This is a genomic window from Streptomyces chumphonensis (assembly GCF_014779715.1).
Taxonomy (GTDB): Bacteria; Actinomycetota; Actinomycetes; order Streptomycetales; family Streptomycetaceae; genus Streptomyces; species Streptomyces chumphonensis.
Genome location: NZ_JACXYU010000001.1, coordinates 1,203,479 through 1,224,899 on the forward strand (window position 1 = coordinate 1,203,479; position 21,421 = coordinate 1,224,899).

At 73.3% G+C, this 21,421-nt stretch carries 20 protein-coding genes and 1 other RNA gene; 5 read left to right on the forward strand and 16 right to left on the reverse strand.

The features are described 5' to 3' along the window. Nucleotides 1-26: 26 nt before the first annotated feature. The 3 genes from IF129_RS05090 to IF129_RS05100 form a co-directional block, all read right to left on the reverse strand. Nucleotides 27-1,430 carry a nitrate/nitrite transporter gene (locus IF129_RS05090; RefSeq protein WP_191208153.1) on the reverse strand — a complete coding sequence of 468 codons (1,404 nt, stop codon included), beginning with the start codon at nt 1,428-1,430 and terminating at the stop codon, nt 27-29. 98 nt (nt 1,431-1,528) lie between these two features. Then, the gene (locus IF129_RS05095) at nt 1,529-2,458 is read right to left on the reverse strand and encodes a hypothetical protein (RefSeq protein WP_191208154.1); all 930 of its coding nucleotides are present in this window, start codon (nt 2,456-2,458) and stop codon (nt 1,529-1,531) included. Between the two features lie 336 nt (nt 2,459-2,794). Then, nucleotides 2,795-3,088, reverse strand: a complete 294-nt coding sequence (locus IF129_RS05100) for a GNAT family N-acetyltransferase (RefSeq protein ID WP_191208155.1) — start codon at nt 3,086-3,088, stop codon at nt 2,795-2,797. A gap of 319 nt (nt 3,089-3,407) precedes the next feature. Here IF129_RS05100 and IF129_RS05105 point away from each other — a divergent pair, with 319 nt between their 5' ends. The 3 genes from IF129_RS05105 to IF129_RS05115 all read left to right on the forward strand — a co-directional run bounded on the left by IF129_RS05105 (nt 3,408) and on the right by IF129_RS05115 (nt 5,798). Further along, nucleotides 3,408-4,151 (forward strand): hypothetical protein, encoded by a 744-nt coding sequence (locus tag IF129_RS05105; protein ID WP_191208156.1) that lies wholly within the window; start codon nt 3,408-3,410, stop codon nt 4,149-4,151. Beyond that, nucleotides 4,141-4,971 (forward strand): hypothetical protein, encoded by an 831-nt coding sequence (locus tag IF129_RS05110; RefSeq protein WP_191208157.1) that lies wholly within the window; start codon nt 4,141-4,143, stop codon nt 4,969-4,971. Before IF129_RS05105 ends, IF129_RS05110 begins: the two co-directional genes overlap by 11 nt. A 155-nt stretch (nt 4,972-5,126) precedes the next feature. Then, nucleotides 5,127-5,798, forward strand: coding sequence for a formylglycine-generating enzyme family protein (locus IF129_RS05115; RefSeq protein WP_191208158.1), 672 nt, complete (start codon nt 5,127-5,129; stop codon nt 5,796-5,798). On the opposite strand, the gene hemC is transcribed toward IF129_RS05115, so the two are convergent. The 5 genes from hemC to IF129_RS05140 all read right to left on the reverse strand — a co-directional run bounded on the left by hemC (nt 5,776) and on the right by IF129_RS05140 (nt 11,907). Beyond that, complete coding sequence (hemC, locus tag IF129_RS05120; RefSeq protein WP_191208159.1) at nt 5,776-6,705, reverse strand: hydroxymethylbilane synthase; 930 nt, start codon at nt 6,703-6,705, stop codon at nt 5,776-5,778. The genes IF129_RS05115 and hemC overlap by 23 nt on opposite strands. Nucleotides 6,706-6,796: 91 nt before the next feature. Continuing rightward, complete coding sequence (locus IF129_RS05125; RefSeq protein WP_191208160.1) at nt 6,797-7,981, reverse strand: acyltransferase family protein; 1,185 nt, start codon at nt 7,979-7,981, stop codon at nt 6,797-6,799. Further along, the gene (locus IF129_RS05130; protein ID WP_191208161.1) at nt 7,978-10,146 is read right to left on the reverse strand and encodes a bifunctional polysaccharide deacetylase/glycosyltransferase family 2 protein; all 2,169 of its coding nucleotides are present in this window, start codon (nt 10,144-10,146) and stop codon (nt 7,978-7,980) included. The genes IF129_RS05125 and IF129_RS05130 overlap by 4 nt, the downstream gene beginning before the upstream one ends. Beyond that, on the reverse strand, nt 10,143-10,709 hold the full coding sequence (locus tag IF129_RS05135; protein ID WP_191208162.1) for a hypothetical protein: 567 nt from the start codon (nt 10,707-10,709) through the stop codon (nt 10,143-10,145). The genes IF129_RS05130 and IF129_RS05135 overlap by 4 nt, the downstream gene beginning before the upstream one ends. 241 nt (nt 10,710-10,950) lie before the next feature. After that, nucleotides 10,951-11,907, reverse strand: coding sequence for a LysR family transcriptional regulator (locus IF129_RS05140; RefSeq protein ID WP_191208163.1), 957 nt, complete (start codon nt 11,905-11,907; stop codon nt 10,951-10,953). 84 nt (nt 11,908-11,991) lie between these two features. On the opposite strand from IF129_RS05140, the gene IF129_RS05145 reads away from it, so the two are divergent. Then, nucleotides 11,992-13,341, forward strand: a complete 1,350-nt coding sequence (locus IF129_RS05145) for an MFS transporter (RefSeq protein ID WP_224754244.1) — start codon at nt 11,992-11,994, stop codon at nt 13,339-13,341. Between the two features lie 41 nt (nt 13,342-13,382). Here the strand turns inward: IF129_RS05145 and ssrA are convergent. The 5 genes from ssrA to ftsE form a co-directional block, all read right to left on the reverse strand. After that, nucleotides 13,383-13,754: a transfer-messenger RNA gene (ssrA, locus tag IF129_RS05150) on the reverse strand. Nucleotides 13,755-13,893: 139 nt separating this feature from the next. Next, entirely contained in the window at nt 13,894-14,373 is a 480-nt protein-coding gene (gene smpB / locus IF129_RS05155) for an SsrA-binding protein SmpB (RefSeq protein ID WP_191208164.1), read from the reverse strand. A 17-nt stretch (nt 14,374-14,390) separates the two neighbouring features. Beyond that, entirely contained in the window at nt 14,391-15,527 is a 1,137-nt protein-coding gene (locus IF129_RS05160) for a S41 family peptidase (protein WP_191208165.1), read from the reverse strand. A gap of 78 nt (nt 15,528-15,605) precedes the next feature. After that, nucleotides 15,606-16,520, reverse strand: a complete 915-nt coding sequence (gene ftsX / locus IF129_RS05165) for a permease-like cell division protein FtsX (RefSeq protein ID WP_191208166.1) — start codon at nt 16,518-16,520, stop codon at nt 15,606-15,608. 9 nt (nt 16,521-16,529) lie between these two features. After that, a complete protein-coding gene (gene ftsE / locus IF129_RS05170) occupies nt 16,530-17,219 on the reverse strand; it encodes a cell division ATP-binding protein FtsE (RefSeq protein WP_191208167.1) in 690 nt (229 codons plus the stop codon). A gap of 223 nt (nt 17,220-17,442) precedes the next feature. Here ftsE and IF129_RS05175 point away from each other — a divergent pair, with 223 nt between their 5' ends. Then, nucleotides 17,443-17,634, forward strand: a complete 192-nt coding sequence (locus tag IF129_RS05175; RefSeq protein ID WP_191208168.1) for a hypothetical protein — start codon at nt 17,443-17,445, stop codon at nt 17,632-17,634. A gap of 130 nt (nt 17,635-17,764) precedes the next feature. On the opposite strand, the gene IF129_RS05180 is transcribed toward IF129_RS05175, so the two are convergent. From IF129_RS05180 to IF129_RS05190, 3 genes are all read right to left on the reverse strand, one after another. After that, nucleotides 17,765-18,562, reverse strand: coding sequence for a hypothetical protein (locus IF129_RS05180; RefSeq protein ID WP_318153547.1), 798 nt, complete (start codon nt 18,560-18,562; stop codon nt 17,765-17,767). Between the two features lie 336 nt (nt 18,563-18,898). Then, nucleotides 18,899-20,014: a peptide chain release factor 2 gene (gene prfB / locus IF129_RS05185; protein ID WP_191208170.1), complete on the reverse strand. Its 1,116-nt coding sequence runs from the start codon at nt 20,012-20,014 to the stop codon at nt 18,899-18,901. 67 nt (nt 20,015-20,081) lie between these two features. Then, nucleotides 20,082-21,302 carry a serine/threonine-protein kinase gene (locus IF129_RS05190; protein WP_191208171.1) on the reverse strand — a complete coding sequence of 407 codons (1,221 nt, stop codon included), beginning with the start codon at nt 21,300-21,302 and terminating at the stop codon, nt 20,082-20,084. Nucleotides 21,303-21,421 lie beyond the last annotated feature (119 nt).

Here is a 21,421-nt window from a genome sequence, read left to right on the forward strand (position 1 = left end):
GGGTGGTGCCGGTATCGCCGGGCCGGTCAGACCCGGGCGTAGGTGGGACGCTCGTCGGCCGCGTCCGCACGGTCGCCGGACACCGTGCCGGGGGCCGCCGTGCGGCGGCCCGTGGCAGCGGGGCGGCGGAGGTATACGGCCCAGGTGACGGCGAAGCACAGGCCGTAGAAGACCAGGAAGGCGGTGAAGGCGCTGATGCCCGTGCCGGTGGAGAGGAAGGACTGGCGGAAGGCCAGGTTGATGCCCAGGCCGCCGACCGCTCCGACCGCGCCGATGAGTCCGATGGCCGCCCCGGAGAGCCGGCGGCCGTAGCGGGCGGCGTCCTCGCCGGTGAGGCCGAGGGCGAGGGCCTTGGCGTGGTAGATGCCGGGGATCATCTTGTAGGTGGAGCCGTTGCCCACGCCGGTGAGGACGAACAGCACGATGAAGCCGCCGAGGAAGACGGGCAGCGACTCCTGGACGGACGCCAGGATGATCACCACGGTCGCGGCGGCCATGCCGGCGAAGTTCCACAGGGTGATGCGGGCGCCGCCGTAGCGGTCGGCGAGCGAACCGCCGAGGGGGCGGATCAGCGAGCCGAGGAGCGGGCCGATGAACGTCAGGGAGGCGGCCTGCAGCGGGGTGCGGTCGAACTGGTTCTGGAGCACGAGGCCGAACGCGAAGCTGTATCCGATGAACGAGCCGAACGTGCCGACGTACAGGAAGGACATGATCCAGGTGTGCCGGTCGCGCACGGATTCCCGAGCGGCGCCGGTGTCGTTCTGCATGACGCTCAGGTTGTCCATGAACAGCCAGGCGCAGACGGCGGCGACGACGACGAGCGGCAGGTAGATCGCCAGCAGCACGCGCGGCTGCCCGGCGCCCGCCGTGGCGATGACCGCGAGGGCGACGAGCTGGATCACCGGCACGCCCACGTTCCCGCCGCCCGCGTTGAGGCCGAGCGCCCAGCCCTTCCTGCGCAGCGGGTAGAACGCGTTGATGTTGGTCATGGAGGAGGCGAAGTTGCCGCCGCCGACCCCCGTCAGCAGCGCCACCAGCATGAAGGTCGTGTACGACGTGCCGGGCTCCATGACGACGTAGGCCGCGATGCCCGGCACCAGCAGGAGCGACGCGGCGATCACCGTCCAGTTCCGGCCGCCGAAGCGGGCGACGGCGAAGGTGTAGGGCACGCGGGCGAACGCGCCGACGAGCGTGGCCATGCCGACGAGGAAGAACTTGCCCGCCGCGTCGATCCCGTACTCGGGCCCCATGAAGAGGACGAGCACCGACCACAGGGTCCATATGGAGAAGCCGATGTGCTCCGAGATCACGGAGAAGAGCAGGTTGCGGCCTGCGATCCGGGCGCCCTTCTCCCGCCAGAACGTCTCGTCCTCGGGCTCCCAGTGGTCGATCCAGCGGCCTCTGCGCGGGCTGTCGGAACCTGTCCTCACGTCGCCTCCTCGTCACACGTCGTCATCGGGACCGAGAGTAGAGCGCCAGGGTTTCGGGCCTGTGGCGGAACGTGACACGGGCGAAACCTCCCGCTCACCTACCCGACGGCCGCCTGGTGAGCGGGCCGGGGCAGCCCGAGCACCGCGGTGACGGCCAACTCGTACAGGGAGCACTCCGCTCCGGGCACGGGGCCCGGACCCGCCGCGAGCAGCCTGGGCCCCTGGGCGGTCCGGACGACGGTGGCGTGCGTGAGGCCCACCTGGTGGTCGACGGCCTCCAGGGTCACCGTGACCAGGCGCCGGACGGCGCGCAGGTCCTCCGGGCGCAGGCCGGCCGGTGCGGGCCCGTCGGGGACGGCGTCCGTCCCGAAGACGTCTCCGTGGGCGGCCTGGCCGAAGTCCCCGCAGGCGGCGGTCGTGCCCGCGGGCGCCACGCTGTGCACCGTGTGGGCGCCGCCGTAGGAGTGCGCGCAGACGTCGTACGCCGGGCCGTCGAGGCACTCCTCCACCAGCAGGGGGCCCGTCTCCGGGGCCTCGGCGCAGGAGACGGCGAGGGCCTCGGCGTCCGCAGGGGTGTGGAGCAGGCGGGCCCGTCCCGTCGCGGGGCGGACGAGGCAGGGGAAGCCGGTGCGCCGGGCGGCGTCGGCCAGCCCGGGCGCGTCGCACCGCTCGGCCCGCACCGGGTAGGGGGTGTAGCGGTTGGCGAGCTCCCGCAGGGCGGCCGGCTCGGTCAACGCGCGTAGCACACCGGGCGGGTTACCCGGAAGGCGCAGGATCGCGTTGGCGTAGGACGCGTGCAGCGCGGACGCCGCGTCGAAGCCGAAGACGGACGTCTGGGGCATCCCGCTGAACGGCCGCAGCACGTTGAGCAGCCGCCGGGTGTCGCTCCAGTCGCACTCCACGGCCTCGTCGGCCTCGGCGAGGGTGCGCCGCATCCCCGGAGCCGCGAGGTCGGGGCCGACCACGAGGGTCCGGGCCCCGACCGCGCGGGCCGCCCGTACGGCCTCACCGCGGGGGTTGAGGAGCAAGGCCGTGGGCGTGGGGGGTGGCGATTTCATCTGACGGGCCCCCGAGTGTCCGTCAGAGGGGCGCGTGCGCGCCGAAGTCGGGCGTGGTCGGTGTTCGCTCCCCCGACCGCCACAAGCGTGGTCATGACGTCTCCGCTGTTGGGTCGACAGGCCGACGACTGGTCAGGTCCGGCCCGTTGTCGCCCGCTGATCATCACAGGGGCGCCACACGAGTGACAGGAAATCATCAGTTCGTCGCCGACGGCAAGGGTCTGCACGCCCTCGGTGGCCGACCCGGTCCCGATACCGGGACGAACCACCGCGAGGCCCGCATCGGAGCGGTGGGGGTGCGGGCCCCTACGCCCCCGGTCCGGAGGCGACCAGGTCCTGGTAGTCCTGGTGGCGGGAGAGCCACCCGGTCACGTACGGGCAGGTGGGCCGCACCAGCCGGCCCTCGGCGCGGATGGAGTCGAGCGCTCCGCGCGTCAGGTCGCTCGCGACGCCCTGCCCCTCGAACTCGGCGTCCACCTCGGTGTGGATCAGCTCCCGCACCCTGCCCCGGTCCCGGTAGGCGACGACCCCCGTGATCCGTTCGCCGAGACGGGCTTCGAACCGGTGCGGACCGGTGGCGTTGACGACATCGACGTCCACGTCGGCCTCCTTGCGTGCGTGCACCCGCGCAGACCGCGACCCCGCGCGCGCGGGGTCGCGGTGTCGGGGTTCTCCGTGCCCTGCTGGAGGCCGGTCCTCACGTCCCCCGCCGACGCGGCCCAGCAGCGCTCTGCCACATCTGCTTCACGCCACCTCCTCACATCCTCGGGGAGGCTTGCCCTTCCAGGCTACGCCCGCACGCCCCCCCACGGCGAGGCACGCCGAAGGGCCTGTTCCCGGAGCGGCCGAGGAGGCCAGGACCATCGCGTGGCGCGCCCGCGGGGTCGGATGGAACCTCCGCCTCGATAGACTGCCCGGCATGGGGGAGCGGGGAGCGGTGGACCGGGTCCTGCGCCCGGTCATCGAACCGACCGGGCTGACCGACTGGGCTCTCCCCCGCCCGGAGTCCCGCCCGAAGGAGGGTGGCGGCGGGCCGTACGACGCGGCGCGCGACCCGGCCTCGGTCCGCCGCCCGTTGGATCTGACCGCACCGCACGCCCCCTCCCTCGGCTGGCTCAGGCGTACAGCGGCCGCCGACATCTCCACCCTGAGCGAGCAGTTCGACGCCGTCGCCGCGCCGGACGACGGTTTCCGCATGACCGCCTGGGACCGGCTCGACGCGGCCGTCCTGCTCGTGGACCGGGACGGCGACCACCGGGTGGACGGCGACGCGGACGCCGAGACGCTCGTCGCCGCGATCGCCCTCGCCCGGTGCGGGTGGGCCGGGCTGACCCGTCGCACCCTGATCGTCCCCAGGCGCAGGCACCGCTGGGGAGGCGGGTCGCCGTACTTCCACTCCTTCTGCCAGGTCAACCCGCTGCACGGTCCGGGCATCTACGAGAGCGCCACGCGGGCGATCCGCATGCTGGGGGGACCGGGCGCCTCGGCCTCCTCGACATGGCTGTGCCCCTCGTGCCACCGCGACGGGGGCGCGCCGCTGACCCTGCCCGCCCCGGGACGTCTCAAGCGGCGGCACTACCGCGACACGACAGGTGTGCTGAGCCGTGGACCCGATGTCCAGTCCGTCGTCAACGCCGCCAGGGAGTTCGCCGGTGTTCGCTGAGATCCCCACGCTGCTGCTGAGTCTCACCGGCGCCGGCGGGGTCGCCGCCGCGTACGGGTGGCACCGCAGACGGGTCGGGCGGACGGCGCCGGGCGAGCGGGCGGAGTTCCGCGTTCCGCTGGCGGTGGTGCCGAGCGTGGAGCGGGAGGCGCTGGAGCGGTTGCGGCGGCAGGCACACGACGAGATCCTCGCGCTCTCCCGGGTGATCAAGGAGTTCGGGCTGTCTCTGCCGCCCTCGCCACTGGACGCCCGCGACACGGACGGCGCCGCGGCGGACCAGCCGGACGGACCGGGCGGGGCCGACTGCCCGCACGAGGGTCTCCAACGCGCGCTGGACGCCTACGCGGCGGCGGCCGCCGTGCTCGACGCGGCGCGCGGGCGGGTGGACGTCGCCGGTGTCCTCGTGCTGATCGCCGAGGGCCAGGACGGACTGACCGCCGCCCGGAACGCCGCCGAGGGACGGCGCGCCTCCACCCGCCCCCGCGTTCCGGTCTGCTTCTTCCACCCGTTGCACGGCCAGGCTCTGCGGCACGTGGAGTGGCGGGCCGTCGGCAGCGCCCGAACCCTGGAGGTGCGCGCCTGCCTCCAGTGCGCGTGGGATGTGCGGTACCACCGCCCGCCGGAGGTCCTGACCGACGAGTGCGACGGCCGGTTGGTGCCGTACTTCCAGGTCCCGGGCGACCGGAGCCTGTGGGCGGCGACCGGCTTCGGCTCCCTGGTCGAAGGGCGGCTCGCCGACCGGGTCCTGCGGGGCGACTTCACCCGCGCCCGCGCGGCGGCGCTGGAGCACGAGCGCTCCCGGGAGGGGAGCGGCCGGTAGACCCCGGGTCGCGCCCGGTGCCGAGTCGGCGCGGGTGGGCGCGAGCCCGCACGGATAAGGGCGTGCGGTGGGGGCTCGGGGTGTGCGAGCGTGCGGACCATGACACCGGAACCACCAGCCGCGCAGTCCGCCGACGCCACCGTGGGAACGGCCCCGTGATCAGTGTCCCCGCGGGGCGGGTGAGGCTCTCGGACCGCCGGACGCAGCGGAGTTGGACGGTGGACGTCCCGGCGTTCCGCCTCGCGCCCGTGCCCGTCACCCAGGACCTCTACGCCCGGGTCGCCGGGTCCCGGCCGGCCGCCGCGCGGGGCGAGCGGCTGCCGGTGGAAAGCGTCTCGTGGCGGGACGCCGTCGCCTTCTGCGACGCCCTCTCGGCGCGGGAGGGGCTCGCGCCCGCCTACCGGCGGCTTCCCGGCGGGGAGGGCGTGGTCCGGAACCCCGGCGCCGACGGCTACCGGCTGCCCACCGAGGCGGAGTGGGAACACGCCTGCCGCGCGGGCACCGGGGGTCCCCGGTACGGCCCGCTGGACGACGTCGCCTGGTACCGGCGCAACGCGGGCGAGCGGCTGCCCGAGGTCGGCGGGAAGCGGCCCAACGCCTGGGGGCTGTACGACATGCTCGGCACCGTCTGGGAATGGTGCTGGGACGTCTACGACGCCGAGGTCTACGGGGAGTACCGGGTGCTCCGGGGCGGCGGCTGGTTCGACGAGCACTGGAGCTGCCGGGCCTCCGTGCGGCGGCGCAGCCACCCCGACCTCCGCCTCGACGACGTGGGCTTCCGTCTCGCCCGCTCGGGGCCGGACGTCAGTGCGCGATCGCGTCGATGAGCGCGCGGGCGCCCCGGGCGAGGAGGGCGTCGGCCACGCTGAGGCCGAGGTCGGCCGGGTCCGCGGTGGAGGTCTCCTCCGCACGCAGGACGGTCGTGCCGTCCGGGGTGAAGACGCGGGCGTGCAGGTACACCGCGCCCTCCGCGCCCGCCCGGGCGTAACCGGCGACGGGCGTGTTGCAGTGGCCCCGCAGCGCGGCGAGCAGCGCGCGTTCGGCGGCCATCTCCCGGGCGGTGGCCGGATCGCCGAGCGCCCTCAGGGCGCTGAGCACCGGCTCGTCACCCTCGCGGCACTGGAGGCCGAGGACGCCGGCGCCGAGCGGCGGGCACATCGTCTCGACGGGGAGGACCTGGGCGATGCGGTCCGCGGAGCCGACGCGGTCGAGGCCGCAGACGGCGAGGACGAGGGCGTCCACCCGCTCCTCGTCCAGCTTCTCCAGCCGCCTGCCCACGTTCCCGCGGATCGGCACGCGGCACAGGTGCGGGTGGGAAGCGGCGAGCTGGGCCGCCCGGCGCACGGAGGAGGTGCCGATCCGGGTGCACGAGGGCAGCTCGTCCAGGGTCAGCCCGCCGGGGTGGACGAGGGCGTCGCGGGGGTCCTCACGCCGCATCCACGCGGCGAAGACGGTGCCCTCGGGGAGCGGCAGGTCGCCGGGGACGTCCTTCACGCAGTGGACGGCGACGTCGGCGTCGCCCTCCAGCAGGGTGGCGTCCACCTCGCGGGTGAAGGCGGCCTTGCCGCCGAGGACGGCGAGGTTGCCCGTCCATCGGTCGCCGTAGGCGGTGACGGGCACGACCTTCGTCGCCGTCCGGGGGAACAGCTTCGCCAGCTCGCGCCGGACCCGCTCCACCTGGGCCAGGGCCATCGGGGAGGAGCGGGTGGCGATGCGGATCAGCTCGGGGGCCACGTCCGCAACGCTAGGCGCCGGCGTCGGCCGGCGCTCCCGGGCCGGCCCGAACGGGTGGCCCCGACCGTCCCGTTCGGCGTCCGGGTGCGGCTCAGCGCCGTACCGGCCACAGCCGTGGACGGCGGCCGGCGGCGATGTCCTCCGCCCAGCCGACGGCCACGATGAACAGCGCGACGAGCGGCCAGACCAGTACGAACATCAGCGGCGGGTAGAGGCTGGTCAGCAGTTCGGCGTGGGTGGGCCAGACACCGGGGATGTCCCACAGCGGGTCCAGCAGGGGAATCGACGCGATGAGCGCGATCTCGTGCCAGAGGTACAGCGTGACGGCGCGGCTGTTGGCGAGCGTGATCGGTTTGTCCCAGCGGGCCAGCCGCTCCGGCAGCCGCTCCCAGGACGGACTGATCCGCAGCAGCAGGACGCAGAAGCCGAAGGACCACAGGGCCTGGGCGAGCGGGATGTCGTTCAGGTCCATGCCGTCGGCGCCCGGGTGCCCGGTGGCCCACCACAGGCCGACGGCCATGAACACCGGCGCGAGGGAGGGTGCGACGTAGGCGGGGATGCGTCGGAGCAGCCCGTCGTGGTGGGCGAAGCCCAGGACCCAGCAGGAGCCGAAGGTCACGAAGTCGACGACCGCGTGGCCGGTCTGGCCGGGGATCTCCACCAACCCGGTACCGAGCAGCGCGGTGAGGCCGAGGGGGGCGAGCAGCGTCACCCAGGGCAGCCTGCGGAAGCACCACAGCAGCAGCGGGGAGAGCAGCACGAACCAGAAGTAGGCCCGCAGGTACCACAGCGGCGCCGCCGCCTGCACGGCCCAGGTGTCGGAGAGCAGCCCGCCCTCGTCGCCGATGTGCCAGGGGAAGGGTGGGGAGCCGACCGGCACGACCCAGCACAGCAGCCGCACCCAAAACCAGACCTCCTCCCCCTTGGCCGGGCCCCAGCCCTGGTAGAAGAGCACGCTCAGGACGAGGACGCCGTACAGCCACAGGGGCAGCAGCAGCCGCCGGACGCGCCGCTTGATGACGCCGGGCGCCGGGCGCCGCAGCGAGCGGGCCATCAGCGAACCGGCGAGCGCGAACATCACGCCCATCGACGGGAAGAGGAACGTCAGCCACGCCCACCCGAAGGTGTGGTAGACGACGACCCGCAGCAGCGCGAGCGCCCGCAGGAGGTCCAGATAGCGGTCGCGCGACGCGGCGGGAGACGTCTCGGCGGGGGACGCGGGCACGTCCCGCGTCCCCCCCGCCCGGTGGCCGGGCGGGGGCACGGTGGCGGTCATGCGACGGGGCTCGTCTCTCGCGGTTCGGTGCGGTCCCCCGCCGCGGGCGCCGCGTCGACCGCGCCGGTGCGGCGGAGCTTCTGCCAGCGCAGTCGGCCACCGGTCAGTGCGGTGATCCAGGACTGGAGGAGGACGACGTACATGAGCTGGCGGTAGAGGATCTGCTGGAGCGGCAGGGAGAGCAGGTGCGTCATCTTCTCGCGGTCCAGCCGGAAGGCGTAGGCCGCGCAGAGGGCCTGGACGCCGAGGACGCCGAGCCAGGCCAGGACCGTCTTGCCGGTCGGGCCGAAGATGATGCCGTAGAGGAGGAAGACGTCGATGAGCGGAGCGAGCAGCGGTGCGACGACCATGAACGCCGACACCAGCGGCAGCCCGACCCGGCCGAACCGACCCGAGGCACCACGTTCGACGAGGGCGCGGCGGTGCTTCCAGATGGCCTGCATCGTGCCGTAGCTCCAGCGGTAGCGCTGGGACCACAGCTGCTGCACGGACTCGGGCGCCTCCGTCCAGGCGCGGGCCTTCTCGGCGTAGACCACGCGCCACCCGTCGCGGTGGAGCGCCATGGTGATGTCGGTGTCCTCGGCCAGCGTGTCGTCGCTCATGCCGCCGACGCGCTCCAGCGCCGTGCGGCGGAAGGCTCCGACGGCGCCGGGGATGGTGGGCATGCAGCGCAGCACGTCGTACAGGCGGCGGTCGAGGTTGAAGCCCATGACGTACTCGATGTGCTGCCAGGCGCCGATGAGCGTGTCGCGGTTGCCGACCTTGGCGTTGCCCGCGACGGCTCCGACCTCCGGGTCGCCGAAGGGCTGCACCAGCTCGCGCACGGTGGAGGGCTCGAAGACGGTGTCGCCGTCCATCATGACGACGATGTCGTGGCCGGCGTGGGCGATGCCGTTGTTGAGGGCGGCGGGCTTGCCGCCGTTGGGCTGCCGCACGACGCGCACGCCGGGTACGGCCATGGCCTCCACCACGTCGGCCGTGCCGTCGCTGGAGCCGTCGTCGATGACGATGACCTCGATCGGGTGGTCGCTCCGGGCGAGGGAGCGCACGGTGTTGGCGATGCACTTGCGCTCGTTGTAGGCGGGGACGAGCACGGTGACCGGCTCGGTGACCGGCGGGCCCCAGGAGAAGTCGGGCCGTCGGACGCGGCGGGCGTGCAGGAACGACAGCAGGAGCATCATGCCGAAGCGGGCGAAGACCAGGGTGCCGATGACCGCGAGGAGCACGGTGAGGACGCCCATCGCGTTCTTGGAGACGGTGACGGCGCCGACGAACGCCTTGCCCTTCCACAGCTCGAAGCCGCTCACCTGTGTGTGGGCGCTGCGCGTGCCCAGTGCCTCGGTGAGGTTGGTGAAGCGGTAGCCGCGGTCCCTGAGCTCGGGGAGCATCCGGCCGAGGGCCGCCACCGTCTGGGAGCGGTCGCCGCCTGCGTCGTGCAGGAGGACGATCGCCCCCGCGTCCTCCTCCTTCGGCATGGCGTTCTCGATGATCGCGTCCACGCCGGGACGCGCCCAGTCCTTGCTGTCGGTGTCGTTGAGGGCCGTGATGTAGCCCCGCCCGCCGATGTAGCGCGTGACCTCCCACCCGTTGTTGTCCAGCGCGTGGGAGTGGGAGGAGTAGGGCGGGCGGAAGAGGGAGGTGCGGATGCCGGCCGCCCCGGCGAGGGAGAGCTGGTTCTGCGCCAGTTCCCAGTCGATGCGGTCCCGGGTCTGCAGGCCCAGGTCCGGGTGGTTGAAGGTGTGCAGGCCGATCTCGTGCCCCTCGTCGACCATGCGCCGGACGAGTTCGGGATGGCGGGCCGCCATGGCGCCGGTGATGAAGAAGACGCCCCGGGCGTCGTAGCGGGCCAGTTCGTCGAGGACCTTCGGCGTCCAGGTGGGGTCGGGGCCGTCGTCGAAGGTCAGCACGATGGTGCGGTCCGGGACGCGGTGCGTCGTCGGTTCGGGCCCGCGGGCGTCGATGACGGGCCCGCCCTCCAGCACCTCCCGCGGGACCTCGTCCTGCGCGGTGGGCGCACCGACCCGGTGGTCGGCGAGGAACTCGCTGTGGACGTAGCCGCGCAGCAGCATCATCGCCACGACGGCGACGAGGACGAGCGAGGGCAGCAGGTAGCGCAGCGGCAGGCGGCGGGGACCGCGCTGCCGCCTGTGGGCGGCCTTGCTCATCGGTCCGCCTGGACGCCGTCGCCGGACTGCTGACCGTCGGGTTCGCCGGCGCCGTCCGGATCGCCGGACTCCTCGGCGGTCGGCGACGGTTCCTCCTGCGGGGTGTCGTCGTCCGGCGGCGGGTCCTCGTCGGCGGGGGTCTCGGGCTCGGTCTCCGGCTCGGGGCTCTCGGCGGGCTCCGGCTCGGCGTCCTCCGCCGTCTCGGGGGGCGCGGACGTCCGGTCGGACGGCCGGACGGGTTCGGGGGCGGCCGGGGGCGCGGGTTCGGCGGGGACCACGGGGTCGGCGGCGGGTTCCCGGGGCTCGGCGGCGACCCGCTCGGAGGCGGTGGAGGTGGGGCTCTCCTCGGGCTCGGCGTCGTCCGGTATGACGATCTTGTCCGAACCGGCGTCGTCCTGTCCGGAGATGGGCAGCCAGGGAGCGCTCGCGTTCCCGCCCGCGAGGCTGACGCCCAGCACCACGGCGTAGCAGGCGCAGGCGACCCCGAGGAGCCAGCCGACCCGGCGCAGCGTGCGCCGTCTCCGCCCGCTGCTGTCCACGAAGACAGGAGAGTTCAAGCTCATGATCTGTGTGCACCCCTCGACGACCGAGCGCTCTGTCGAGGGTCGCCACGAAGGTGCCGTTCACCCGCTGGGTACGTTCCGAACCGCTGCCGCGCCGGAACCTTCGCCCGGCGCCTGCCCGCCCTCAAACACCGCGTCGCGCTGAATCTACCGCACATCGCCGCACACAAGTCCGACGTATCACCCATCGGACGCGCACATCACATGACGATCCGATGACACCACGGGGCCCTGCGGACTCTCAGGTTCCGAGCGCCTCGTCCGCGGCGGGCAGCCAGGAGCCGGGCGGACGGACGAGCCACCCCTCCCGTGCGGCCAGCCGAGCCCCGGCCGTCAGCAGGGCCGTCAGCCCGGGGTGCCGCAGCCCCCGCCGCCACACCACCGACACCGGCGAGAGCGGCACCGGGTCCGTCAGCGGGCGCAGCACCATGCCGGGAACGTCGACGAACACCTCGCTCGCCAGCACGGACCAGCCCCGGCGGCGGACGACGCGGACGAACTCGGCGTCCCCCTCGATCTTCGGGAACGGCGGCGCGAGCCCGGCGCCGCGCCCGGCGAGGAGCAGCCGGGCGTAGTCCGTCCACTCGGCCGTGTCCGCGTTGCCCGCTCCCGCGTAGAGCGTCTCCCCGGCCAGTTCGGCGACGGGCACGACCGTGCGGGCGGCGAGCCGGTGGCCCTCCGGGAGCAGCACGGCGACCCGCTCGTGGCGGAGGAGTCGATGGTCGAGGTGTGTCCGCAGCGCGGGGTCGAGCCCGGCGACCCTCCCGAACGACACGTCGACGGCCCCGGCGACGATCCCGGCCGCCGCTCCCGCGAGCCCGCTGTGGAACCGGGCCACGAACTCCAGCTCGGGCGCCGCCTCCCGGACCGCGTCCAGCACCCGCTGCCCCGTGCTGACCGGCGCCGCGACGTCCACCACCAGCGGGCGGTCCCCGTCGAGGACGGCGGCGGCCAGTTCGTCGTAGGCCGTCAGGACCCGCCGGGCGTGCGGCAGCAGCCGTTCCCCGTCGGCCGTGAGCGTCACCTGCCGCGTCGTGCGGAGGAACAGCGGCACGGCCAGCTCCCGCTCCAGCCGCCGCACGTCGCGGCTCAGCGCCTGCTGCGCCACGAACAGCCGGGCGGCGGCGCGGGTGAAGTGCAGCTCCTCGGCGACGGCGACGAACGCGCGCAGCAGTCGCGGGTCGGGAGTGCGGGGCATCGGCCCATAGTGACAACGCGAGCGGGTGAATGGCCAGTCATCAGGTGTTGGACGCCGTCGAGCGGGCCCGGCCAGGGTGAACGCATGCCGTCCACCACCCTGCTGGCCGTCTCCGGGTCCACCCTCGTCGCCGTCGACCTCGGACCCCGGCCGCCGCGCCGCCCGCCCCGGCCCTCCCGTCTCGCGCCCTACGCGCGCCTGTTCGCCCGGCCGGGAGCGAAGGGCTTCACCGCGGGGAACCTCATCGCACGGATGCCGATGGGAATGTTCACCGTCTCGGCCGTCCTGATGATCGCCATGACCCGGGACTCGTACGCGCTGGCCGGGGCCGTCACGGCCGTGGGGCTCGGTGCGACGGCCGTCGTCGGCCCGCTCACCGCCCGGCTGGTGGACCGCTTCGGCCAGGCCCGCGTCGCCGTGCCCGCCGTCGCGGTGGCCGTCGCCGCCCAGCTGGCGCTCGTCCTGTGCGTCCGCGCCGACGCCCCGGACTGGACGCTCTTCGCCGCGTACGCCGCCTGCGCCACCATGCCGAACCTGGGCGGCATGGCCCGCGCCCGCTGGGCGCACCTCTGCGCGGGCGACGCCGCCGCCCGGCACACCGCCAACTCCTTCGAGCAGGCCGCCGACGAGCTCTGCTTCATGGCGGGCCCGGTCCTCGCCACCTTCCTGTGCGTCACGGTCGGCCCGTACGCCGGAACCCTGTCGGGTGCGGCCCTGCTCCTGGTCGGCACGCTGCTCTTCGCCGCGCAGCGCCGCACCGAACCGCCCGTCGCCGCCCGGGAGCCCGCCGCCGGACGCGGCCTCCTGCGGCGGCCGGGCCTGCCCGCGCTCCTGGTGACGTTCCTCGCCACGGGAGCGGTGTTCGGCTCCCTGGAGGTGGCCACCATCGCGTTCGCCGACGCCCAGGGGCGGCGCGGGGCGGCCGGACTCGTCCTCGGCCTCCAGGCGGCGGGTTCCTGCGCCGCCGGACTGCTGTACGGTCTCGCCCCGGCCGCCGCCGCCCCCGGTCGCCGCTTCGTGGTGTGCGTGACGGCGATGGCCTGCCTCATGGCCCTCCCCCTTGCTGCCGCCGCCGGCACCGGCAGCCTCGCCGTCCTGGCCCCGGCGCTGCTGCTGGCGGGCATGGCCACAGCCCCGACCATGGTCACCGGCATGGGGATCGTCCAGGCCACCGTCCCGCCGAGCCGCCTCAACGAGGGCATGACGCTCGCCGTCACCGCCCTCCTGGGCGGCGTGGCCCTCGGCGCCGCGCTCGGAGGCGGGGCCGCGGAGCACACCGGCGGGAGCACGGCCTTCACCGTGCCGGCCGCCGCCGCGCTCACGGCCGCCGTGGTGGCCGCCGTCAGCGCCGCCCTGCGGGCCCTGCGCCGCGTGCCCGGCGGGCGGGCACCTCGGGCCCCTCGGGCACCGGGGACCGCGCCGACCGGGCGGTGAACGCGCGAAGGCCCCCGCCGGACGGCGAGGGCCTTCGTGAGCAGTGGAGATGGCGGGAATCGAACCCGCGTCCAACGGTGCGGAGACAGGGCTTCTCCGAGCGCAGTCTGCTGTGCTTTTCTCAGCCCCGGCAGTCACACAGACAAGCTGCCGACGGGCTCAGTCACTGTGAGATGTCCCGGCAGACCCCGTGACCGGGTCTACGCGGTGAGTTCCCTAGCTGATGCCAGGAACCGGGTCGGGAACGCACCCGGGCTGACACTTCGCAAGTCGCTGATCAGGCAGCGAGGGCGAAGGAATCGCGCTTGGAGTTGGCGATTATTTTTTTGCGGCACATGGTTAGCGAGATCATTGCCGCGTTCCTCGGCTCGCTTCCCCTATCTCGACATCCGCTGTCGAAACCGATCATCCCCATGTTCAGTTGACAACCCCGCGAGAGGCGGACCCCGTGCGGCACTGCTGTCGCCCATCGTACGGGATCAACCCGCACGACAGCCACCGTATTCCCGCGCGCTCCCACCGCTGGGCCCCGCACGGGCCGACCGCGCGGGCTCAGCGGCGGGCGCGGCGGCGCGCGGCGGAGATCGCCCGTTCCGCCTCCCGGCGGTCCTGCTTCTCCCGCAGCGTCTGCCGCTTGTCGTACTCGCGCTTGCCCCGGGCGAGTGCCAGCTCGATCTTGGCCCGGCCGTCCTTGAAGTACAGCGCCAGGGGCACCAGCGTGAGGCCGCTCTCCTGGAGCTTGCCCGTGAGCTTGTCGATCTCGGCCCGGTGCATCAGCAGCTTCCGCTTGCGGCGGGCGCTGTGGTTCGTCCACGTGCCCTGGCTGTACTCGGGGATGTGGACGTTGTGCAGCCACATCTCCCCTCCGTCCAGCTGGGCGAATCCGTCGACCAGGGACGCGCGGCCCTGGCGCAGCGACTTCACCTCGGTGCCCGTCAGCACGAGTCCGCACTCGTACGTGTCCAGGATCAGGTAGTCGTGCCGGGCCTTCTTGTGCTGAGCGATGAGTTTGCGACCGGTCTCTTTAGCCATAGCCGGACCATTGTTCCTCACGCCCGGGCGGCGAGGCCACTCAATACCGTCAGGCCCTTGTCCAGCGCGTCCTCCCCCTCGCCCACGGCGACGTCGGGCACGAGCCCGGCGCCCTCCAGGGTGCGGCCGCCCGGGGTCGCGTACTGGCCGACGGTCAGCTCGGCCACCGACCCGTCGGGCTGCTCCTGCGGCACCTGCACCGAGCCCTTGCCGAACGTGGGGCTGCCGACGACCAGGGCCCGGCCCCGGTCCTGGAGAGCTCCGGCGAGCAGCTCGGCCGCGCTCATCGAGCCCTCGTCGACCAGGACGACCAGCGGCCGCTCCGTGTCGCCGCCGCGCTCGGCGTGCAGGGCCCGCTGGCCCTCGCCCTCGCCGTAGGTGGCGACCAGGCCGCCGTCGAGGAAGACGGAGGCGGCCTCCGTGGCCTCCAGCAGCAGCCCGCCCGGATTGCCGCGCAGGTCCAGCAGGACGCCCCGGCCGGGCGGAAGGGCCTGGACGGCCTCGCGCAGCGCCTCGCCGGCGCCGCTGGTGAAGGCGCTGACCTTCAGCCGGGTGATCCCCTCGGCCAGGTGCACGACGGTCACCGGGTCCGTCGCCAGGCGGGCCCGCTCCAGCCGCTCGGTCCACGCGCGCTGCCCGCGCGCCAGCCCCACCTCGACGGCGCTCCCGACCGGGGCCGCCTCCGCGTCCCCGCGCAACCGGGCCACCACCTCGGTGACGGGCCGCCCGGTGACGTCACGGCCGTCGACCGTGCGCAGCCGGTCCCCGGGGCGGACACCGGCGTCCTCGGCGGGGCTGCCCGGCGTCACCCGGGCGACCACGACGCCGTCACCGGAGCCGCGCACCGCGATGCCGACCCCCACGTAGCGACCGTCCAGCGCCTGCTGCAGCCCCTCGTACTCCCGCGCGGTGTAGGCGGCCGACCAACGGTCACCGCTGCGGCTGACGGCCTCCTGCGCGTCGTTCGCTCCGCGTGGCTCGGCGACGGCGCCGACCGGGGCACCGGGGCCCCCGCCGCCGTCGTCCCCCGGCGCCCGGTCCGTGGTCCAGGAACCGGTGGCGAAGCCTGTCAGCAGCACTCCCGCGAAGACCAGCGGCAGTGCCGCCCCGCGGCCGATGCGGCGGGGCTGGACGAACATCCACGAGCCCGACATGAGGCGGAGTCTAGGACAGCACGGGCCGAAGCACGGCGGCTTGGCCGCACGGCGCCCGCGTTCTATCTCACACCCGGTTCACACGTTGAGGTACTTGCGCAACGTGAGGAAGGCGGCCAACGAGGGCATGAGCAGACCGACACCCACCACCCACGGCAACTGCTGCAGGACGGCGTCGTAGCCCACGAAGTTCACCACCTGGATCTGCTCCGCCAGGAACTGGTCGATCAGCGCGTACTTCCCGAGCAGCAGCATTCCGCAGGCCAGGGCCGCCCCGATCAGCCCGGCGATGGCCGCCTCCAGGATGAACGGCATCTGGATGTAGAAGCTCGACGCGCCCACCAGCCGCATGATCCCCGTCTCACGCCGGCGGCTGAACGCGGAGACCCGCACCGTGTTGACGATCAGCAGCATCGCCACCACGAGCATCAGCGCCATGACGAAGAGGGCGGCCTTGTTCATCCCGTCGAGCAGGCCGAACAGCGGCTCCAGCAGGGCCCGCTGGTCCTGCACCTCCTGCACGCCGGCCCGGCCCCCGAAGGCGCTGGCGATGACGTCGTACTTGGTGGGGTCCTCAAGCTTGACCCGGAAGCTCTCCTGCATCTGGTCCGGGGTGAGGGACGAGGCGAGCGGAGAGTCCTTGAACTGCTCCTGGTAGTGCTTGAACGCCTCGTCCTTCGGCTCGTAGTAGACCTTCTCGACGACGTCCAGCTTCTTGAGGTCCGCCTCGATCTCCCGCTTCTGCTGGCCGGTGACGGCGCCCCGGTCGCAGTGCTGGGGATCGTTCTCCGCGTCGTTCTTGTTGCAGAGGTAGATCGCGACCTGGACCTTGTCGTACCAATAGCCCTTCATCGCGCTGACCTGCTGGTTGGCGAGCAGCGACGAACCCAGCAGGGCGAGTGAGATACCGACGGAGACGATCACCGCGAAGGTCATCGTGAGGTTGCGGCGAAGGCCGGTGAAGATCTCCGACAGAACGAACTGGCCGCGCATGGCGTCCTTTCAGTGCTGATAGCCGTAGACGCCACGCGACTGGTCGCGCACGAGACGGCCCTGTTCGAGTTCGATCACGCGCTTGCGCATCTGGTCGACGATCTGCTGGTCGTGGGTCGCCATGATGACCGTCGTACCGGTGCGGTTGATGCGGTCGAGCAGCTTCATGATGCCGACCGAGGTCTGCGGGTCCAGGTTGCCCGTGGGCTCGTCCGCGATCAGCAGCATCGGCCGGTTGACGAACGCCCGGGCGATGGCGACGCGCTGCTGCTCACCACCGGACAGCTCGCCCGGCATCCGGTCCTCCTTGCCGCCCAGGCCGACGAGTTCCAGCACCTCCGGAACCGTCTTGCGGATCTGGCCGCGCGACCTGCCGATCACCTCCAGGGCGAAGGCGACGTTCTCCCCCACCGTCTTGTTGGGCAGGAGCCGGAAGTCCTGGAACACCGTGCCCAACTGGCGCCGCATCTGCGGCACCTTCCAGTTGGACAGCCGGCCCAGGTCCTTGCCGAGGACGTGCACCTGGCCGTGGCTCGCCCGCTCCTCCCGCAGCACGAGCCGCAGGAAGGTCGACTTGCCGGAACCGGAGGAGCCCACGAGGAAGACGAACTCACCACGCTCGATCTCCAGCGACACGTCGCGGAGGGCGGGGCGGGCCTGCCTCGGGTAGGTCTTCGAGACACTGTCGAATCGGATCACTGATTTACACCACGTCGGCCTGGGTAGAGGGGCATCGGGGGCCGCGGTGCGGCTCCTGTGTCAGTGGGCTGACCCTACGCGAAGCGGTCGTCACGCGGCAGCCCGGCTCCGGTTTTGCGCACGTATGCGTCGGCGGACGAATCCTGGCAGAGTGGAGAGCGGAGCAACCCTTGGGGAACGAATCACTCCGCGAGGGCGTTGGCGCGAAGGAGGAGGAGATCGCATGACATGCGACCGACTGGTGTGCGCCAACTGCGCGGGTCCGGTGAACGAGGCCCGCTGTTCCGTCTGCCGCGCCCAGCGGGCACGCCGGCACCGGGACGGCCTGTCGGCGGCGGTGACGCCCGCCATGCTGCTCGCCCTCCTCGTGGCCCTGCTCTCGGTGGCCCTCGCGGCCCGGGAGATGGCCCTCTGACGCCTGCCGGCGCGGCCCGCACGGTGCGACGCCGCTGACGTCGCACCTCCCGCACAGTGACCGGAACACCACGAGGGCCCGGACACCCTGGGTGCCCGGGCCCCGTGCACGGTGTGACTCCGCCCGTGGATCAGGCGGCCGCGCCGTTGCGGTTCATCAGACGGGGCAGCATACGGAAGCCCACCCCGCCGGCGATCATCGTCGCGGCGCCGACCAGCAGGAACGCCGTCTCCGCCGCACCGGTCTCGGCGAGCTCCTCGCCGCCGCCCTGCGGGGTGGCCGGCTGCTGCGGCTGAGGCTTCTGCTCGGGGGTGGTGATGTCCTCCTGGGCGCCACCGGCGCCCTGCGGCTGCTCGCCGCTGCTGCCACCCGCACCCTGCGGCTCATCACCATCGGTGTCACCCGTGTCACCGGAGCCACCGTTGTCGCCGGAAGCCCCACCGTCGGCCGCGCCGTCGGCCGCGCCACCGTCGGCACCGCCGTCGGCCGCACCGCCATCGGCGCCACCGTCAGCACCGCCGTCGGCCGCGCCACCGTCAGCACCGCCGTCGGCCGCACCGCCGTCAGCGCCGCCATCGGCACCACCGTCGGCCGCACCGCCATCGGCACCACCGTCGGCCGCACCGCCATCGGCACCGCCATCGGCCGCACCGCCATCGGCACCACCGTCGGCCGCACCACCGTCGGCACCGCCATCGGGCGCACCACCGTCGGCACCGCCATCGGCCGCACCACCGTCGGACGTGCCGCCGTTGGTGTCAGGAGTCGGGTCGCCCGGGTCGTCCCCACCGGACCCACCGGTGGTGACGGTGCCGGTCACGAGACCGTCGTCGCCGTCCAGCGTGGCGACGCTCTCCCCCGTGCCGCCGTTGCCCCCGGCGGCCTGCGCGACGCCGGCGACGGTCAGCGAGGCACCGGCGGCGAACACCGTTCCCGCGATGACCCGTGCCATACGCACTCGCGTCTTGGAATTGGTCACTACCAACTACCCCCAGTAGCTCTTCGTCATGGAGCAGCGGTACCGGGCGCTCATGGTGCCGGGGACCTTCAGCGAGGGAGCCCACGGCCACTTCGGCGGACCGGGCTTCCCACGCGCCCCCACATCTGCACACGTCCCTGACACACGCCTGCTGAGCGGACAGCTTTCCCAGTTTTCACAGCAGCGTCAAGCGACGGCCGGACGAAATGTCCGACTGCAACGACTACTTGTCGACAATGACGGGCCGGTGTGAGCCATACGACACCGGCCCGCCGCGCCGAGTCGTCAGCTCGCCGGGGACTCCTGCTGCTTGCGCCAGCGAATGCCGGCCTCCAGGAACCCGTCGATGTCCCCGTCCAGTACACCCTGGGGATTGCCCACCTCGTGGTCGGTCCGCAGGTCCTTGACCATCTGGTACGGCTGGAGGACGTACGAACGCATCTGGTTGCCCCAGGAGTTGCCGCCATCGCCCTTGAGGGCGTCCATCTTCGCCTGCTCCTCGGCCCGCCGGTGGGCCAGCAGCCGGGACTGGAGCACGCGCAGCGCCGCGGCGCGGTTCTGGATCTGCGACTTCTCGTTCTGGCAGGAGACGACGATCCCGGTCGGGATGTGCGTCATCCGGACCGCCGAGTCCGTGGTGTTGACGGACTGCCCGCCGGGGCCCGAGGAGCGGAACACGTCGACGCGGATCTCGTTCTCCGGGATGTCGATGTGGTCGGTCTGCTCCACGACGGGCATCACCTCGACGCCCGCGAAGGACGTCTGGCGGCGGCCCTGGTTGTCGAACGGCGAGATGCGCACCATGCGGTGCGTGCCCTGCTCGACGGAGAGCGTGCCGTACGCGTAGGGGGCCTTCACGGAGAAGGTGGTGGACTTGATGCCCGCCTCCTCCGCGTAGGAGGTGTCCAGGACCTCCGTGGGGTAGCCACGGCGCTCCGCCCAGCGCAGGTACATGCGCTGGAGCTGTTCCGCGAAGTCCGCGGCGTCCACGCCGCCGGCCTCCGCCCGGATGCTGACCATGGCCTCACGCTCGTCGTACTCGCCGGAGAGCAGCGTGCGGATCTCCAGCTCCTCGACGGACTTGCGCACCGACGCCAGCTCGCTCTCGGCCTCGGCCCGGGCGTCGGCGTCGTCCTCACCGTCGGCCAGTTCGAAGAGCACACCGGTGTCCTCGATCCGGCTGTGCAGCTCCTCGACCTTGCGCAGCTGGCCCTGGAGATAGGCCAGCTTGCTGGTGACCTTCTGCGCGTTGTCGGGGTCGTCCCACAGCGAGGGCGCCGCCGCCTGCTCTTCGAGCACGGCGATGTCGGCCCTCATCTTGTCGAGGTCGATCACGGCCTCGATCGACTCCATGGTCGAGGCGAGGGACTTCAGCTCTTCGGATACATCGACGACTGCCACGCCCACCAGCCTACCGGCTGACCGGACGGTGGCCCTGCGGTCCCGCCGGAAGGGGCGCGGGGAGGGGTCACTCGGCGGGCGCCCCGGGACCGGCGTCCGGCTCGACGGCCGGGGGCGGGGCTCCGTTGTCGTCGCCGTCACCGCCGAAGGCCAGCCAGCCGCCCACACCGAGGGCCGCCGCCGTGAGCGTCGCGGCGGCGGTGAGACGCACGCGGCGACGGCGCTCGGCCGCGCGGTGACGAGCGGACCCGGCACGCGGCTGCCCCGGCGCGCGGGGCGTGCGCGCCGTACCGTGCGCGCCGCCGGCCAGTTCCTCGGCCCCCGGCACACGCATGCTCGTGTGCGTCTCGCGATTGGCGGAGTCCGGTGCGGCGGTACCGCGTACGAGGGGGACGGCCCCTCGTACGGGCGGCGGCTCGTAGGCCGGCGGTTCCTCCTGGGGCACGGGCTCGGGCTCCGGCTCGTCGATGTCCAGGGCCGGGACGCCGAGCAGCCGGGGGTGCAGTTCGTGCAGCCGCGCGGCCAGTTCGGCGGCCCGCAGCCGGGAGGCCGGCGCCTTGGCCAGGCACTGGTGGACGAGGCGCCACAGCTCGGCCGGGACGCCCGGCAGGGGGGCGACGGCCTCCGTGACGTGGCGGCGCAGGACGGCACCGGGGTGTCCGCCGCCGAAGGGGGTGAACCCGGCGAGCGCCTCGTACAGCACGGTCGCCAGCGCGTAGATGTCGACGGCCGCGCGCGGCGGGAGCCCCTCGACGATCTCGGGCGCGACGTAGTCCGGTGTGCCCACGACCCGCCCCGTGCCGCCGCGACGGGGGGCGTCGATGAGCCGGGCCACGCCGAAGTCGGTGAGGAGGGCGTGCCCGCTCGCCTCGTCCAGCAGGATGTTCTCGGGCTTGACGTCGCGGTGGACGTACCCGGCCGCGTGCGCCGCCGCCAGCGCGTCGGCGATGTCCGCGGTGACGCGGACGGCGTCGGCGGGCGTCAGACGGCGGTGCCGGTCGAGCTGGGTGCGCAGGTCGGAACCCTGCACCAGGTCCATGACGAGCGCCAGGTCGTGGCCGTCCACCACGAGGTCGCGCACGCCGACGACCCGCGGGTGGTTCAGGCTCATCAGCGCCGTGCGTTCGTGCACGAACCTGCCGACGAGCTCCTGGTCGGCCGCCAGGTCCTCGCGCAGCAGCTTGATGGCGACGCGACCCTCCGGTCCCGAGCCCAGCCACACCGTGCCGGCGCTGCCCCGGCCCAGGATCCGGTGAGCGGTGTAACGACTGCCGATCTTCCGTGCCATGGCGTCCAAAGTACGCGGCGCGGGGGCGCCCGTGACCTGCGAACGCGGGTAACGGCCCAACTCGCGCCCCGAAAGTCGACAAAGCGCCGGAGTCAGCGTCCCGTGCCGGTGGTCGACCG